The 15759-nt window shown below is 71.8% G+C and carries 18 protein-coding genes; 5 read left to right on the plus strand and 13 right to left on the minus strand.

The features are described 5' to 3' along the window. Positions 1–31: 31 nt before the first annotated feature. The 7 genes from ACGFWJ_RS20035 to ACGFWJ_RS20065 all read right to left on the minus strand — a co-directional run bounded on the left by ACGFWJ_RS20035 (position 32) and on the right by ACGFWJ_RS20065 (position 5036). Positions 32–1003, minus strand: a complete 972-nt coding sequence (locus ACGFWJ_RS20035; RefSeq protein ID WP_392951250.1) for a GDSL-type esterase/lipase family protein — start codon at positions 1001–1003, stop codon at positions 32–34. Between the two features lie 121 nt (positions 1004–1124). Continuing rightward, positions 1125–1304 (minus strand): hypothetical protein, encoded by a 180-nt coding sequence (locus ACGFWJ_RS20040; protein ID WP_387866518.1) that lies wholly within the window; start codon positions 1302–1304, stop codon positions 1125–1127. A gap of 120 nt (positions 1305–1424) precedes the next feature. Next, complete coding sequence (locus tag ACGFWJ_RS20045) at positions 1425–2195, minus strand: LysR family transcriptional regulator substrate-binding protein (RefSeq protein ID WP_392951253.1); 771 nt, start codon at positions 2193–2195, stop codon at positions 1425–1427. A gap of 24 nt (positions 2196–2219) precedes the next feature. Continuing rightward, entirely contained in the window at positions 2220–2852 is a 633-nt protein-coding gene (locus tag ACGFWJ_RS20050) for a M15 family metallopeptidase (RefSeq protein WP_392951256.1), read from the minus strand. Positions 2853–2983: 131 nt separating this feature from the next. Beyond that, complete coding sequence (locus ACGFWJ_RS20055; RefSeq protein ID WP_392951259.1) at positions 2984–3277, minus strand: DUF1330 domain-containing protein; 294 nt, start codon at positions 3275–3277, stop codon at positions 2984–2986. 254 nt (positions 3278–3531) lie between these two features. Further along, complete coding sequence (locus ACGFWJ_RS20060; RefSeq protein WP_392951262.1) at positions 3532–4293, minus strand: dienelactone hydrolase family protein; 762 nt, start codon at positions 4291–4293, stop codon at positions 3532–3534. 164 nt (positions 4294–4457) lie between these two features. Next, positions 4458–5036 (minus strand): dihydrofolate reductase family protein, encoded by a 579-nt coding sequence (locus tag ACGFWJ_RS20065; RefSeq protein WP_392951265.1) that lies wholly within the window; start codon positions 5034–5036, stop codon positions 4458–4460. A 93-nt stretch (positions 5037–5129) separates the two neighbouring features. Between ACGFWJ_RS20065 and ACGFWJ_RS20070 the strand changes: the two genes are divergently transcribed. Both ACGFWJ_RS20070 and ACGFWJ_RS20075 read left to right on the plus strand, forming a co-directional pair. Then, positions 5130–5714, plus strand: coding sequence for a TetR/AcrR family transcriptional regulator (locus ACGFWJ_RS20070; RefSeq protein WP_387866502.1), 585 nt, complete (start codon positions 5130–5132; stop codon positions 5712–5714). Positions 5715–6172: 458 nt separating this feature from the next. Beyond that, positions 6173–8653, plus strand: coding sequence for an RICIN domain-containing protein (locus ACGFWJ_RS20075; protein ID WP_392951268.1), 2481 nt, complete (start codon positions 6173–6175; stop codon positions 8651–8653). Positions 8654–8712: 59 nt separating this feature from the next. On the opposite strand, the gene bioD is transcribed toward ACGFWJ_RS20075, so the two are convergent. From bioD to ACGFWJ_RS20105, 6 genes are all read right to left on the minus strand, one after another. After that, positions 8713–9447 (minus strand): dethiobiotin synthase, encoded by a 735-nt coding sequence (gene bioD, locus ACGFWJ_RS20080; protein ID WP_387640956.1) that lies wholly within the window; start codon positions 9445–9447, stop codon positions 8713–8715. Between the two features lie 22 nt (positions 9448–9469). Then, the gene (locus ACGFWJ_RS20085) at positions 9470–10720 is read right to left on the minus strand and encodes an adenosylmethionine--8-amino-7-oxononanoate transaminase (RefSeq protein WP_392951557.1); all 1251 of its coding nucleotides are present in this window, start codon (positions 10718–10720) and stop codon (positions 9470–9472) included. 59 nt (positions 10721–10779) lie between these two features. After that, the gene (bioB, locus tag ACGFWJ_RS20090) at positions 10780–12003 is read right to left on the minus strand and encodes a biotin synthase BioB (protein WP_392951273.1); all 1224 of its coding nucleotides are present in this window, start codon (positions 12001–12003) and stop codon (positions 10780–10782) included. Positions 12004–12159: 156 nt separating this feature from the next. Further along, complete coding sequence (locus ACGFWJ_RS20095; protein ID WP_392951276.1) at positions 12160–12765, minus strand: DUF4328 domain-containing protein; 606 nt, start codon at positions 12763–12765, stop codon at positions 12160–12162. Between the two features lie 101 nt (positions 12766–12866). After that, the gene (locus ACGFWJ_RS20100) at positions 12867–13664 is read right to left on the minus strand and encodes a DUF1963 domain-containing protein (protein WP_392951279.1); all 798 of its coding nucleotides are present in this window, start codon (positions 13662–13664) and stop codon (positions 12867–12869) included. A 69-nt stretch (positions 13665–13733) separates the two neighbouring features. Beyond that, complete coding sequence (locus ACGFWJ_RS20105) at positions 13734–14591, minus strand: SAM-dependent methyltransferase (protein ID WP_392951282.1); 858 nt, start codon at positions 14589–14591, stop codon at positions 13734–13736. Positions 14592–14794: 203 nt separating this feature from the next. Here ACGFWJ_RS20105 and ACGFWJ_RS20110 point away from each other — a divergent pair, with 203 nt between their 5' ends. From ACGFWJ_RS20110 to ACGFWJ_RS20120, 3 genes are read left to right on the plus strand one after another with little or no spacing between them, the layout of a single operon-like run. Next, a complete protein-coding gene (locus ACGFWJ_RS20110) occupies positions 14795–15058 on the plus strand; it encodes a hypothetical protein (protein WP_387640969.1) in 264 nt (87 codons plus the stop codon). Further along, positions 15055–15315 (plus strand): hypothetical protein, encoded by a 261-nt coding sequence (locus ACGFWJ_RS20115; protein ID WP_387640970.1) that lies wholly within the window; start codon positions 15055–15057, stop codon positions 15313–15315. The genes ACGFWJ_RS20110 and ACGFWJ_RS20115 overlap by 4 nt, the downstream gene beginning before the upstream one ends. Further along, entirely contained in the window at positions 15308–15742 is a 435-nt protein-coding gene (locus ACGFWJ_RS20120) for a hypothetical protein (RefSeq protein ID WP_392951286.1), read from the plus strand. The genes ACGFWJ_RS20115 and ACGFWJ_RS20120 overlap by 8 nt, the downstream gene beginning before the upstream one ends. The last annotated feature ends 17 nt before the right edge of the window (positions 15743–15759 follow it).

Here is a 15759-nt window from a genome sequence, read left to right on the forward strand (position 1 = left end):
CTGTCGCTGTCCTTCTCCTGAACGGCAGGGGTCAGCAGCTGTGGCTGCTCAGCTGCCGGTAGAGCTCCTTGTGTCCGTCCGGGGTCGGGTGCACGCCGTCGACGAACTGGTGGGGCTGGTCGCGGAGGGGTTCCCACATGTCGATGAAGTCGATGTGGTGGTCCTCGCACCAGGCCTGGAGGGTGACACGCAGGGTGAGTGCTCGCGCCGTGGTGAAGCGGAGGCCCTCGTAGTCGTCGAGCCGTGTTTCGTCGAGCCAGGACGGTCCGACGACGACCATGCGGGCGTTGTGGCGCTGGGCGGTTGCGGCCAGCGAGGCGAGATGGTCGGCCAGCGAGGCGAGATGGTCGGCGAGGTGGGGCATTTGGGTGTCCGGCGCGGCGACCGGCACGGCCGAGTCGTTGATCCCGGCGGCCACGACCAGCGTGTCCGGGTGGCGGGGAACCAGCAGCGGGGGTGTCTGCTGGGCGACGTCCGCCAAGGTGCTGCCGGGGATGGCCAGGTTGAAGACCCGGTGGGAGTTCTCGTTCGACGCGATGTGCGTCGCCGCCAGGTGTCCGGCCCAGCCGCCCTGGGGGTCGCAGCGGCCGTAGGCGATGCTGTCGCCGACGATCACGATGCGCGCCGCAGGGCGCAGCGGCCTCGCGTCCAGGTAGGCCCAGGCCGTCCGGCCCGAGGTGAGGACCACTCGTCGGCGGGCGTAGTCGTCCACCTCGTAGGCGTCGGCAGCGGCCAGTTCCTGGTCGGTCAGGTGCAGGACGGCGCCCTCGACCGTGCCGCCGAAGTCGCGTACCAGGGTGAGGTGTTCGGGCCGGCCGCTGGTGGCGATCACGGATTCGTCGGTGATCGTGAGGGGCCTGGTCGTGTGGCCGGCCAGGGAGGCCGTGGTCGTCGGCACCGTGCGACCGAAGAGGGTGGTTTGCACCTGCGGGTCCATTAGCGTGCCGAAGCAGAACAGGGCGTGGGGGCGGGACTCGGTCACTGCGGTGCCGTGGCCTTTCACTCGGAACGATCACGTCACCCTATCGGCCCGTGGAAGCCCGTCCCTGTGCCGCTGACGAGGGCACTTCGTCCGGGCCGCGCATGCTTGCCGGTCGGACTGCTCGCGGCCTCATGTGTGCGCGCTACTGGCCGAGCAGGTGGGCGAAGTCGTAGCCGAGGCCGCCGAGCGTCGGAAGCGCGCCCAGGTCGGTGATGGCGCCGACGGGGATGCTGTAGGTCTGGTCCGGGGTGAGGGTGGCGGCGGCAGCGGCCGGGGTGGAGGCGAGGAGGAGGGTGGCGAGGGCGGTGAGGGCGGTGCGCACGGTGGACTCCTCTGGGTGCTGGGGCTGACGCTTGGTCAACGGGCGGGCAGGGGCGGGGGTGACGCGGGACCGCCCGTTCGGGTGCAGAGGAGGGTGCGTGCGTCAGGACGGGAGGGGGCGTCAGGACGGGAGGGTGCCGGCTTCGGCGGTGAGGCGGGTGGCCAGCTCCTTGGCGAGGCGGGCCGCGGGGCCGCGGCGGCGGCGGGAGAGGGCGAGGCCGAGGTGGCGGCGCGGGGCGGGTTCGGCGAGGGGGAGGGAGAGCAGGTCGGGGTGGTCGGTGAGGCCGATCCGGGGGATCAGGGCGATGCCGATGCCCGCGCGGACCAGTGACTGGGCGAAATCGTAGTCCGTCGCGGTGTAGGAGATCCGCAGGTCCACCCCAGCCAGCGCGCCGAACCGGACGAGCTGCCCGGCGGACTTGCCGCAGCCCAGGATCCAGCGCTGGTCGGCGAGTTCGGCGAGGTGCAGGTCGGTGCGGTGGGCCAGCGGGTGGCGGCGGGGAAGGACCACGCGCAGCGCATCCTCGGCGGGCGGCGTCCAGTTCAGGCGGGGGCGGTCGCCCGGGCGGGCGGGCGGTCGCCGAGGCCTCGGCGGCCCGTCGCAGGGGCCGCGGGTCGCCGTTGACCGTCCACGAGCCGTCACCGGGCCGGCCCCGGCCGCCGGAGGGAATCGGCGAGCGTGGGGTCGATGCCCCGGTCGGCGTCCCACCCGAACGCGAGCACCGGCGCCCGCAGCCGCCACAGGGCCAGCGCGACGGCCTGGCGCTGCTGGACGGGCGTGAGTGCGGCTGATCGCCCGGTCGGTGCCGGGTCGTCCTGTCGGAGTTTCTGGTGCGTCGTTTACCGCTCGTGGCCAGGTGATCGACTCAAAGGGACGTCGATGCTTGCGCACCGGGGTCTCGTTGGTTCGAGGTGGTCAGGCCGGTCCGTAGATGGCGCGGTCGGCCTTGGTGACCAGTGCCCAGTACCGGTCGCCGTAGGACCAGTGCCACCACTCGGTGGGGTAGTTGACGAAGCCGGCGTCGCCCATGGTCCGGGCCAGGAGGTCGCGGTTGCGGCGCGCCCGGTCCGACAGCCCCGGGGCGTCCAGCGGACAGTACTTCTCGTCCCCCGTGCGGTGGCCGTTCACGGCGCCACCCATGTCCAGCTCGACGCCCTCGGCATCAACGAGCGTCAGATCGAGCGCCGCCCCGGCACAGTGCGGCGCCACCTCGACCGGGGAGACGAAGGCGCTGGCCCGGCGCCGCAGGTCGACAGGGTCGGTGATGCCCGAGCGGCGCAGGCGGTCCTCGTAACGGGCGAACCGCCGCGCCTGCTCGGTGCTGCTGCGATGCCCCTCTATGACAAGGAACCTGACGCCGTCGGGAAGCCGTTCGGACGCCGAGCGCAGACGTTCGAGCACGCCGGTCCTGACCCGGCCGTAGGCCCCTGCCTCGTCCCGTTCCCGGGAGTCCAGCGCAATCGCCGGGACCGAGGCGATCTCCGCGAGAGGCTCGCCGCAGTCCTGCACGGGGATGTCGACCACCTGGGGATCGCTCAGCAGAATCATGGACCCTGAGCCTAGAGCTCGTCCGGCCGCCCGGCCCAGACCAGCAGCGCTGCGCCGCACGCAACACCGTCGAACGAGTCGTCAACCGGCTCGAACACGCGTGATCGACCGGGCAAGCTCCAACTCATCTGTCAGTCAAGGCCTTCGATGATGCGGAAGTCACGCTCGACGGCGTCGCCGAGGACGACCAGCGCCTCCTGGTAGGCCTCGCTCTCGCGGGCCGCAACTGCCTGTTCGAAGCTGTCGAACTCGATCAGTATGGTGCGCCCGGCGATTCCGGCGTCGTGTGCGACGACCTGACCGTCACGGGCGAGGACCCGCCCGCCCCCGGCTCGGACGGCCCGACCGGCCAGTTCGTTGTAGGCAGCCAGCTTCTCGGGGTCTGAAATCGTGCGGTAGGAACTGACCCAGTAGCCCTTGGCCATGGAGCCCTCCGGTGTTTGAAAGAGCACTTCCGACTTCGACTTCATACTTCAGATCGACCGCACCCGGCGACTGATATTCGGGCTGCTGCGGAGTCCTCGCCGGTCGGCCCCGATTCGGCCCCGATTCGGCCCGGCCGGTCCGGCCGGGTTCGTGCTCGCAGGACCGGAGACGCGGTGGCCGGAGTGATCGATCAGGATGCCCCCGGCGCCGACGGGCGGCGTTCGGGGCGTCAGGGCGTCAGGGCTTCAGGGCGTCAGGGTTTCAGGGTGGCGAGGGCAGCGAGGATGCGGGACCAGGCGTCGGCGGATTCGGTGGGGCGGAAGGTGGCCGGGCGGTCGGGGCAGAGGAAGCCGTGCGGGGTGTCGGGGTAGGAGACCAGCTCGTGCGGGACTTCCGCTTCGGTGAGGCGGGCGTCGATGCGGGACCAGTCGATGGGTGGGACGAGGTGGTCATCGGTGCCGACCAGGCCGAGGACGGTGGTGCCGTGGGCGGCGAGGGTGGCGGCGCCGGTGGGGGTGAGCGGGGGCTGGGGGGCGGCGGTGAACGGGGTGGTGTCGGCGTCCAGCAGCCAGCCCGGGTAGCAGGCGACGATCAGGTCCAGCGGGAGGCGGGTGCCCGCGACGAAGGCGAGGTGGCCGCCTACGGAGAAGCCCGCGAACGCCCGGCCCGGGCCGGCGCCGAGGGACGCTCCGACGGAGAGTGCGGCGGCGGTGTCGGTTGCGACCTGGTCGGCCGTCAGGGCGGACAGCAGTCGGAAGCCCTCGTCCCGGCCCGCCGCGTCGTACGGCAGATCCGCCCGGGGGACGGTGCGGCCGAAGAAGTCCGGCGCGACGGCGGCGTAGCCCGCGGCGGCCAGCTGCTCGCAGACACCGCGCACCCAGGCCGTCACCCCGAACAGCTCCATCCCGACCACCACGGTGGCCGGCGGCGTGACGCCCTCCGGCACGGCGACGAACACCTCCGGGCCGGTGGTCTCCGGCCGGGTCCAATACGTCCTCGGCTTCGGCGAGTTCATCGTCCGTGTCCCCCTCGTACGGCCCGGCCCGGCGCGGCGCCGGTCGAGGCCACGCTACCCGGGCGGGGGCGGTTCACCGGGCCGAAGGCGCGCGGGAGTTGGGTGTCGTGCACGTCCGGCGGGCGGGGGCCCCGGCGCCGCGAGGGCGTCCGGGCGGCGCGCGGCTACGAGGCCGGGCGGTAGGTGGTGACGGTGCCGCCGTTGCTGAACTCCAGCGTCTCGACGGGGGTGAACTGGCGCGGCCGGAAGTCGCCGGCGAAGGCGGGGAGGCCGGTGCCGGCGACCACGGGGTAGCGCTTCCAGATGAGTTCGTCGATCTCCGGGAGCAGTTCGCCCGCGAGCTTGGCGCCGCCGCACAGCCAGATGTCGCCGTCGCCGGGCTGCTGCTTCAACTCCCGTACCAGGCCCAGTGGGTCGGTGCGGACCACGTTGACCGCCGGGTCGGTCGGTTCGGGGAGGGTTGAGGAGACCACGTACTGCTTCAGGTGGGCGTAGGGGCTGGTGACGCCGATGTCCAGGGCGGGGCGGTAGGTGCCCAGGCCCATCAGTACGGTGTCGAAGCGCTTGTTGGGCGCCCCGTCGAGGCCGATGTGGGGACGGGCATGGGTCGGCATGGTCTCGGGGAACTCGGCCCGGAGGTAGTCCACCATGTCGTCGCACTGGGGGTAGAAGTCGTACTCACCGGCCGGGCCGGCGATGAAGCCGTCGATGGAGAGGGCGACGTAGTACACGAGCTTTCGCACTCGGTGCCTTTCGAAGAAGGGTGACCACTCGGTCTGTAGTACTCTGCTTGGAGTGGTAAGAACGTAGCACTACGAGTGGAGTGGTTACAAGCGATGGCCCGAAGCAATCCCGAACGACGCGCGGCACTGCTCGACGCCGCGATCGAAGTCCTTGCCGAGGAAGGTGCCCGGGGGCTGACCTTCCGGGCAGTCGACCAGCGTGCCGCCGTCCCGACCGGCACCGCCTCCAACTACTTCAGCAACCGCGACGCCCTGCTCACCCAGTGCGCCGAGCGCGTCTACGAACGCCTCGGCGCCGACCCCGAGGCCCTCGCCCAGGGTCTGACCGGGCCGCGCGACACCGCGCGGGTCGCCGAGCTGATGCACCAACTCGTCGACCGGATCGCCGACTTCCCGACCGGCTTCCTCGCCCTGCTGGAACTCCGCCTGGCCGCGCTGCGCCGCCCCGAACTGCGGGAGACGGTCACCCGGCGGATCGGCGCGGACCTCCAGTTCAACATCGACTACCACCTGGCGGCGGGCCTGCCCGGCGACGCCACCGCGGTCCGGTTGCTGTACCTGGCGCTGAACTGGCTGATCCTGGAACGCCTCGCCCTGCCCGACCTGTTCACCGCCGAGCAACGCGCCGAGCTGGTGGACGAGTTGGTGACCCGGGTGATCGGCGCGCCTGCGGAGTAGCGCCACCCGTTGCGCGGGGCGGGAGGGGCGGTGGCGCGCCTGGCGCTCGGTGGTGTCGGGTGGCCGTCGCGCGGGTGTGCAGGTGGTCGACGGCCGACCTGTCGTGCGCGCGGTGCTTCGCTGGGCGTCAAGTGGCGGTCGGCGTCGGCCGGTTCGATGGGGTGGCGCGAGTCGGTCGGCTCGCCAGGGGGAGGGTGAGCGGCGGCGCGGTGCTCCTCCCGTGGCAGCGTCCGGGTTTCGGCGGGATGGCGACGTGTCGGGCAGGGGTCGCTGCAGCCGATCGGGGTTCGGGGTGGTGAACGTCTGTTGAGGTCTGATCGATTGGCGGTCAGTCAAGCAGCTTCGAACAGGGGCGGGAAGCCTTTGCGTGCAGGATTCTGCGCGAAGTTGTTGACAAGTGCTCGATCGGAGCCCGGATACTGCATCTCATTGCAGAACGGGCCACCGAAGGAGTACCCGTGTTCTCACCCCCACGCAGGCCGGCCGCCGGCGCTCTGGCCGCCGTGCTGCTGGCCGTCGCAGCCGGTGTCGCGCCGACCGCTTCCGCGGCTTCCGCCACGCAGCCGGACGCCGCGACGTACAGCGTCACCGTCGGCGCGCCGGTGACGTACAGCCACCCGACCGACACCCCGGCGGTGCCGTACCTGGACAAGGACGGCACGTTCTGGTTCCAGCAGTCCGCGGCGCTGTACGGCGCGAGCGACCCGCGGTACTGGGACTTCTTCACGGGGACGGACTTCGACACCGCCACCCGTTCCGGTGCCGTCTCCAACGCCGTCAACCCGGCCAACGCGCAGGACAAGAACAACGACACCACCTGGCGCTGCAACAACAGCCCGACCGGGAAGACCGCCACCGCCGCCCCGAGCGGCAGCGGTTACGCGCAGAAGAACTACTGCGACCTGTCGGGCGTCTGGATCGACCCCGACACCGGTGACTGGTACGGGCTGGTGCACAACGAGTTCACGCCCCAACCCTTCGGTGACGGGCTGCACTTCGACGCCATCGACTACGCGGTCTCCACCGACCAGGGCAGGACCTGGACGATCCGCGACCACGTGATCACCTCGCCGTACAGCACCACCCGCGGCGACACCGCGCAGTTCCCGAACCAGACGTACTCGTACGGCGACGGCGACCAGCGCCTGCTGGTGGACGCCGCGTCCGGGTACTTCTACGTGTTCTACGGCTCCCGGGTGGTCGACAAGAGCGGCGGCTGGAAGGCGTTCTACGAGCACGTCGCGCGCGCCCCGATCGCGGGCAAGATGGCGCCGAGCTCCTGGCAGAAGTGGTACAACGGCGCCTGGAGCGAGGCCGGCGTCGGTGGCCGGGAGTCGAACATGGTGCCCGTCGGGGCGTCCAGCAGCACCGGGTACACGCCCGTCTCCGGCGAGTACGACCCGGCGAACGCCGGCACCTCCGCCCAGCAGATCGCGGCCGGTCAGATGCCCGCGACCTCGCCGCTGTTCGTCATGGACGTCACGTACAACGCCTACCTGGGGCTGTACATCGGCGAGCCGCAGGCCGTCGACCAGAGCGGCAACGCGCCGCAGCAGTTCTACGCCACCGACAACCTCGCCACGCAGAAGTGGTACCCGATCGGGGACACCGGCGGGTACCACACGGCGTCCTGGTACCGCTGGTTCCTGGACGGCGCCAACCGGACCAGCTCGGCGATCGTCGGCAAGTCGTTCCGTTCGTACTGCGCGTTCGGCTGCTCCGGCGGTGCGTCAGGGCAGTACGTGAACGTCAGCATCGACTCCACCGCGCCCGCCGCGGCGCCGGTCGACCTGACGAAGGCCTACCGGATCGCGACCAACGGCGGCCGGGTGCTCGCCCAGGCGTCCGGCACCGCCACTTCGGTGGCCGCGCCCACCGGGTCCGCGCTGGAGTCGTGGACCTTCGCGGCCAACGGCGACGGCTCCTACCGGATCGCCAACTCCTCGACCGGGCAGCTGCTCGGCGTCAACTCCGGTGCGGTGGCGGGCCGGGCCTGGGGCGCGCAGCCGACCGTGACGGCCGCGCCCGTCGGCGGGCCGAGCGTCGGCCAGCAGTGGTGGGTGCTGCGCGGCACCGACGCGAACGGCGCCGCGGACGGCACGGTCAAGCTGGTGAACCGTTACAGCGGCCTGGCGCTCGGCCTCTCCTCCGCCACCGGCCGACTTGCCGAGACCGTCCCCGCCCGCTCCTGGACGGACACCAGCGGCAGCGCGGTCGGCGCGGGTCGCACCGCGGGCGAGCAGACACTCACCCTCACGGTGGCCGGCAGCGCGCCCGAGACCGTCACCGTCACCAACCCCGGCAACCAGGCCACCAAGGTCAACACCGCCGTCTCGCTCCAGCTCGGCGGCAACGACTCGGCCGGCAAGGCACTCAGCTGGACCGCCACCGGACTGCCCGCCGGACTGACCATCAGCCCGGCCGGACTGATCACCGGCACCCCGACCACCACCGGCTCCGCCACCGTCACGGTCACCGCCTCCTCCGGGACGGCCAACGGCTCGACCACCTTCACCTGGGCGGTGAACCCGGCGCTCACCGGCACCCACACCCTGACCGTCTCCGGAAAGGCCCTCGACAACCCCAACCACTCCACCACCGCCGGCACCCAGCTGATCACCTGGGCGCTCAACAGCGGGCAGAACCAGCGCTGGATCTTCACCCCGCAGGCCGACGGCAGCTACCAGATCAGCAACGCCGAATCGACCCTGTGCATGGACGTGAACGGCGGCTCCGGCCGCGCGGGCGCGGCGATCATCCAGTACACCTGCACCGGCGGCAGCAACCAGCGCTGGATCGTCAGCGCCGTCGGCAACGGCTACACCGTCGCCTCGCAGAAGAGCGGACTGCTGGTCACCACCGCCTCCACCGGTGACGGCGCCCTGGTCACCCAGCAGCCGGACACCGGCTCGGCGCTCCAGCGCTGGACGATCGGCTGACGGGTAGACGAAGGAACGGCGCGACGGGGGATCCCGTCGCGCCGTTCCTGTATGCCCGCTCAGCCGGGGTGGTGCGCCGCCGCGAACGCCTCGGCGTCCCAGTGGCCGCCCAGCGACGGGGCGAGCGCGGACGCGGCCAACTCCCGGAAAGCGGCCGGGGACCGGTCGGCTGCCGCGCCTTCCGGGAGGGCGCCCAGCAGCGGGGCGCCGGCGGCGGACGGCAGGTCGGCCAGGTTGCAGCGGGCCGCGAGGTCCGGGTCGGCGGGCCAGCTGCCGACCACCACGCCGCGCAGCGCCAGGCCCCGGTGGCGCAGCGCCTCCGCGGTCAGCGCCGTCGCGTTGAGGGTGCCCAGGCCGGCCGCCGCGACTAGCAGGAACTCGGCCTGGACGCCCGCGAGTTCGCAGGCGGCGGCGAGGTCGGCGAGGGTCCGGCCCCGCTCGTCGTAGCGGACCAGCAGCCCGCCCGCGCCCTCCACCAGCACGCAGTCGAAACGGTCGGCCAGGTCGGCCACGGTCTTCGCCACCTCGTCCGGCGCGAGGGTCGGCAGACCGGACCGGCGGGCCGCCGTGTCGGGCGCCAACGGCTCGGGGTAGCGGGCCAGTTCGACGCCGTGCACCAGCGGCCCGGCCAGCCGGGCCACCTCGTCGACGTCGCCCGGCTCGCCCGGTGCCAGCCCGGTCTGGCCGGGCTTGAGCACTGCCACCGGATCGGTGCGGAGCGCCGCGAGGGCCGCGGTGGTGACGGTCTTGCCGACCTCGGTGCCGGTGCCGGTGACGAACAGTACGGGCGACATGGTGCTTCCTCAGGAGGGTGGTTCAGTTGCTGTGCGCCGCGTGGGACGCGGCAGCGGCGGCGGCGACGGCTCGGCCGATCGCGGCCACGTCCGCGTCGTCGGTGACGAACGGCGGCATGGTGTAGATCAGGTCGCGGAACGGGCGCAGCCACACGCCGTGTTCGGCGGCGGCCGCGGTGGCCGCCGCCATGTCGACCGGTGCGTCGAGCTGCACCACGCCGATCGCGCCCAGCACCCGGACGTCCCGTACCCCGGGCTGTCCGGCGCACGGTGCGAGGGCGTCGCGCAGTGCGGTCTCGATGCGCTTGACCTCGGTGCGCCAGTCCTGGCGCAGCAGCAGGTCGATCGAGGCGTTGGCGGCGGCGGTGGCCAGCGGGTTGCCCATGAACGTCGGGCCGTGCGCCAGCACCGGGACCTCGCCGCGCGAGATGCCCTCCGCGACCCTGCTGGTGCACAGGGTGGCGGCCAGCGTCAGGTAGCCGCCGGTCAGCGCCTTGCCGAGGCACATCACGTCCGGGGAGACGCCCGCGTGGTCGGCGGCGAACAGTTCGCCGGTGCGGCCGAAGCCGGTGGCGATCTCGTCGAAGACCAGCAGGACGTCGTGCGCGTCGCACAACTCGCGCAGGGCCTTCAGGTAGGCGGGGGAGTGGAAGCGCATGCCGCCCGCGCCCTGCACCACCGGTTCGACGATCACGGCGGCCAGCTCGCCGGCGTGCCGTTCGATCAGGTCGGCCAGGTGCGCCAGGTACTCCGGGTCGGCCGGGGCGTCGTACCCGGCGGGCGGCTCGGCGGCGAACAGCTGCTGGGGCAGCACCCCGCCCCACAGGTGGTGCATCCCGCCCTCGGGGTCGCACACCGACATGGGGTGGAAGGTGTCGCCGTGGTAGCCGCCACGCCAGGTCAGCACCCGCCGCTTCTCCGGCCGTCCGAGCGACTGCCAGTACTGGAGGCACATCTTCAGCGCGACCTCGACCGCCACCGAACCGGAGTCGGCGAGGAACACGTGCTGCAGCGGCTCGGGCGTCAACTCCACGAGCTTGACGGCGAGTTCGACCGCAGGGCGGTGGGTCAGGCCGCCGAACATGACGTGGCTCATCCGCTCCAGCTGGTCGCGGACGGCCGCGTCCAGCTCCGGGTGCCGGTAGCCGTGGATCGCCGCCCACCAGGACGACATCCCGTCGATCAGCTCCTCGTGCCCGCCCACCGGCTCGGCCAGCCGCAGGCGCACGCCCGCGGCCGACTCCACCACGAACGGCCGGACCGTCCCCGGCATCGGACCGTACGGGTGCCAGACGTGCGCCCGGTCCAGGTCGAGCAACTGCGCGTTGTCCGTCACGCGTTCGGCGCCAGTTCGGTGCCCGCGCCACGACGGCGCACCCGCACCAGGTCGGTGCGCGCCTCGTCGTCGGAGCCCTCGGTTTCCGTGGTGGCCGTCTCGGCCTCGTCGGCCTGGTGGCCGCCGCACGGGCCGCAGCCGCCGCCCGTCCCGCAGGCGGTCTGCTCCTCGTGGCCGCCGCAGGCCGAGGCGCCGCCGCCGCAGCCGCCGGCCGACGCGCGGTGGCGGGGCAGGGTGGTCTGCTCGGCGCCCTCCACCTCGAAACCGGCGTCCTTGATCATGTCGAGATCGGCCTGTCCGGCCTGGCCCTCGCTGGTCAGGTAGTCGCCCAGGAAGATCGAGTTGGCGATGTGCAGGCCCAGCGGCTGCATCGACCGCAGGTGCACCTCGCGGCCGCCCGCGATCCGCACCTCGATGTCCGGGCAGACGAACCGGACCATCGCCAGGATCCGCAGGCAGCGCTGCGGCGTCAGGTTCCACTCCTCGGCGAGCGGGGTGCCCTCGAACGGGATCAGGAAGTTCACCGGCACCGAGTCCGGGTCCAGCTCGCGCAGCGCGTAGACCACGACCACCAGGTCCTCGTCGCTCTCGCCCATGCCCGCGATCAGCCCCGAACAGGCCGACAGGCCCGCGCCGTGGGCCTTCGTCACGGTGTCCACCCGGTCCGCGTAGGTGTGGGTGGTGGTGATCTCGCCGTACGTGCTCTCGGAGGTGTTCAGGTTGTGGTTGTACGCGTCCGCGCCGGCCGCCTTCAGGCGCTCGGCCTGATTGTCCGACAGCAGCCCCAGGCAGGCGCAGACCTCGACCTGCTCGTCCGCGTCCTTGATCGCCGCGATGGTGTCCGCGACCCGGTCGATGTCCCGGTCCGTCGGCCCGCGGCCGCTCGCCACCAGGCAGACGCGCTTCGCGCCGCCCGCGACACCCGCGGCCGCCGCCTCGGCGGCCTGCTCCGGCTTCAGCCAGGTGTACTTGAGGATTTCCGCCTTCGACCCCAGGCGCTGCGAACAGTACGAGCAGTCCTCCGGGCACAGCCCGCTCTTCAGGTTCACCAGGTAGTTGAGCTTCACCCGGCGCCCGAACCACTGCCGGCGCACCCGCCCGGCGGCCGCAACCACATCCAGCAGCTCGTCATCCGTGGTGGCCAGTACGGCCAGCGCCTCCTCGCGGGTGGGCAGTTCCCGGCGAAGGCCCTTGTCGGTCAGCGTGTCGAGGAGATCCATGGCCCGATCCTGCCCGGGCCGCCCCGCCGTCCGCCAGAGGGAACACACCAGAAGATCGCCCGGAGCGTGTGCGAGTAGTCACAACAGGCCTTGACCTGCCGCTTTACGCACGATCTGACGGTATTCCGATAGCCGGCGGACGCTGCGAGACATTCCTCACACGGTCACGGTGGTTTGCACCCTGCCGCTCAACTTCGCTTCCTGAGCGGACGTGATCTGCCGGACCACCAGAATCGCGAGCACCGCCGCAGCCAGGCCGGCCACCACGTCGAAGGCCGAGTAGCCGTTGTCGCCCGCGCCGAGCTGGTCGAGGACCGTGGCACCGACCGTCTGGGCGAGCCAGGCGGCCCACCAGGCGTTGATCAACCAGGTCTTGCCGGCGGGCTCGGTCGCGCGCCAGATGTCCAGCGCGATCCGGCGCGGAATCCACCACATCGCCAGGGGGACGAACCAGGCGCCGACGGCCCATCCGGCCGAGTACTTCTGAATATCCGGACCGAAGCGGTCGACGTTGAGCCGACAGCGCCGGAACCAGAGAACGAATGCGACGCAGCTGCCGACGGCCAGCACGACCAGGAGCGGCACGAGCATTGGGAACACCGCCGACCGGGTGCCGCCGGCCGCGGCGACCGCCGCCTGCGAGGCGGCCTCAAGGCCGATTAGCACCTGCGCGGCCAGCGCCAATCGCCGGACGCCGGTGGCCGATCTGTCGTCGGGCAGGGCCTGCGGGCCCGGCATGTGGTGAACGTTCTCGGAATGCACGGAGATCCCCCGCCGAAGTGGTGCCTGCGGTGTGGATCACTCGCAGTGATGGCGTGAAGAATAGGGGCTTCGTTCGAACTCTCAAAGCGAGTTGCCCCGGCTCAACAACTACGCACCGCGGCCTCGACCTTGCCGAAGTCCCCCACCGCGAAAGCCTTCGCCGGGATGGTGAAATACATCGTCCCCGCGTCACCCCAGCCCCAGCCGAGACCGGTGTCCTCGGCGAGTTGGAGCAGATGGACGGCGGGCCCGCCGGCGTCGCGGCCGGTCACCGCATAGGCGTAGGAGGCGTCAGGCCAGCCGAAGGCGCAGTGCTGTCCGGCCGTGTTCCCGTCGAGGTCGTCGAACGCGGCGAGGATGAGCGACGCCGCGCCCCAGTGCCTGTCGGAGTCGAACTCGACGTCGTGGTCCTCGACGTCCCAGGCGTCCGGGAGCATGGTCGACCCGACGGCGCGGACGGGGCGGGCCGGATAGTTCCTCGCCGGTTCGTGCGCGGTCCGTTCGACTGCTCGTGCGGGGTCCGCCGGAATCACCCGGTGGGCCTGCGGGCCGGAGGTGTCCAGCTGTCGGTACGTCTCGTACGGCAGATCCGGAGCGAGGGAGAAGAAGTTGAGCAGGCCCGGCCGGGTGGGCAGTTCACTGCCGAGCGGGGCGGCGAGGGCATCGGTGTCGAGGACGGCGAGCAGGGACAGCGGAACGCCGTCGAGCTCGGGCCACCGGGTTTCCGGTTCGAGGAGGGCCGGGCCGCCGAGCCGGCATCGGCCGGTGGCCGGGGCGCCACCGCTCGCAGGCTCCAACCGGACGCCGCGGCGGGCCATCGCGGCGAACTGCGGGCCGGCTCGCTCTCCGAGCCGTTCGACGCAGACTCGGCGCATCTCGGCAGTGTCGTGGAATTCCATGCCGTCATCGTCTCAACTGCCGCCCACAGTCGGCTTTGCGCCGATGCGAACACGGCTTGGTCGAGGCTCCTACGGCTTGCGCGCGAGGGCGCAGGAGATCATCCGTTCCCACACCGTCGGTTCGTGCGGGGGCGTGCCGGTGTTGGGGGCCGGGGCGGATTCCGGGCGCCAGAGTGAGCAGTTGACGAGGCCGGGTTCGAGGAGTTCGAGGTCGCCGAACAGGGCGGTGATCTCTTCGTCGGTGCGCCAGCGGCCGCGGCCGAACGCGTCCTGCAGTTTCTGTTCCGCGATCCGGGTCTGTTCGTTGTCGCCGTCGCCGTCGCCGTCGCCGTCGCCGTCGCCGTCGCCGTCGCCGGTGCGGAAGTGCGAGATGTAGATCCGGCTGTCCGGCGGCACCCGGTCCGTCCACCAGTGCACCAGCTCGCCGGGCTGCTCGGCGTCGTTGAGGTGGTGCAGGACGGCGCTGAAGATGATGCCGACCGGCTGGTCGAAGTCGATCAGGCGGGCCACGTCGGGGTGTTGGTGGATGCTCTCCGGCTCGCGCACGTCCGCCCGGATCACCGCGGTGCGTTCGTCGGCGGCCAACAGGGCACGGCCGTGGGCGAGTACGGTCGGGTCGTTGTCGACGTAGACGACGCGTGCGTCGGGGCGGTGCCGTTGGGCGACCTGGTGCACGTTGTCGGCGGTGGGCAGGCCGCTGCCCATGTCGATGAATTGACGGATGCCGTCGTGGGTCATCGCCGCCACGGCGCGGATCAGGGCGCGGCGGTTTTCGATCGGGACCGCCACCGAACCCGGCAGTTCCTCGAGGAAGAAGTCGCCGATTTCGCGGTCGACGGCGTAATTCTCCGTGCCGCCGAGCAGATAGTCGTAGATGCGAGCGATGCTCGGCCTGGACGGATCGATCCCCGCGGTGTCGTTGGGCATCGGGACCAACTCCTGTCGCTCGGACTGTCGGCGCCCCAACTGTAGGAGAGCACCCGCCCGCCCGGGACGGCGAATCGCCGTGGCCGCGCACCTGGTGGCGGCCGTGGCCACGGCGGGGCGGTGAACAGTTCGTTGGGGAAAGGTGGCAGACGGATCGGGCCTGCCCGGGTACGGTCGGAGGCATTGGGACGGGAGGGCAAGGCATGACGGCAATGGCGGAGTCCGGCACGCTGCGGGTGCCGCGGAGCATCAATGGCATCGGGCATGCGCTCACCTATGACGAACGGGCCCGGTTTTACGGCGAGTTGGGGCCGGTCGAGGATCCGCTTGACCGGGAGGCCGTGATCACGTCCTGGTGGCTGCGCGCCATGTCCGCGGCGTACGGCAGCGACCGGTCCGGCTTCCGGGCCGCCGTGGGCCCCGTACTCGCCGCCGCCCGGTCGCGACAGATCGGGGCCGTCGCGTGAAGGGTTGGCGGTTCTGGCTCCAGGACCAGCCCGCCCAGACGATGATCGAGATCTCCAAGGCGGACGACCTGCTGTTCGCCCTGGTCACCGCCGCCCTGGTGACACTCGACGGCCGGGCCGGCTCCGCCCTCGACGAGTGGGGCGACCTGCGCAGCGCGGTGCTCGCCCCGTCGGTCACCGCCGAACTGTTCGTCAACCCCGAGGAGCGCACCATCGACGTCCTGCGCCTGGTGTGGGTGCCGGGGCTCGGTGAGTGACTCGATGGGCGCCGAGGTGGTGGTGGCCGGCGCCGATCGGCGAGCCGGTGGGTCGCCCGGCGCCGTCAGTGTGTTGGTGAGGCAGTGGCGGCAGGAGGTGGAGGGGGTCGCAGAGGGGTACTCGTGGTGCGCGCCCGAGTTGATGAACGACCTCGGGTGCCGCACCACGCCGGCGGAGGAGTGGCCGCAGCTGCCCGCGGCGGTCCGCGAGGCCTGGGAGCCGGAGCTCCGCGGGCTGGACGAGCGATTCCGCGCCGCCACGATCCCCTGGCCCGGGCGCGGCGACGGCGACGGCCGGTGGTGGATGTGGCGGATTCCGCGCCTGATCCATGCCGAACCGGGGGAGCGGTGCGACGAGCGGGGCTGGCCCGCGGGCTGGGACATGATGCCGTTCGCCAAGCCGGATGCGGTGCGAGTGATCTTCTGACAGTCGCCCAGTGTCCG

This window comes from Kitasatospora sp. NPDC048407, assembly GCF_043200475.1.
Classification (GTDB): Bacteria; Actinomycetota; Actinomycetes; order Streptomycetales; family Streptomycetaceae; genus Kitasatospora.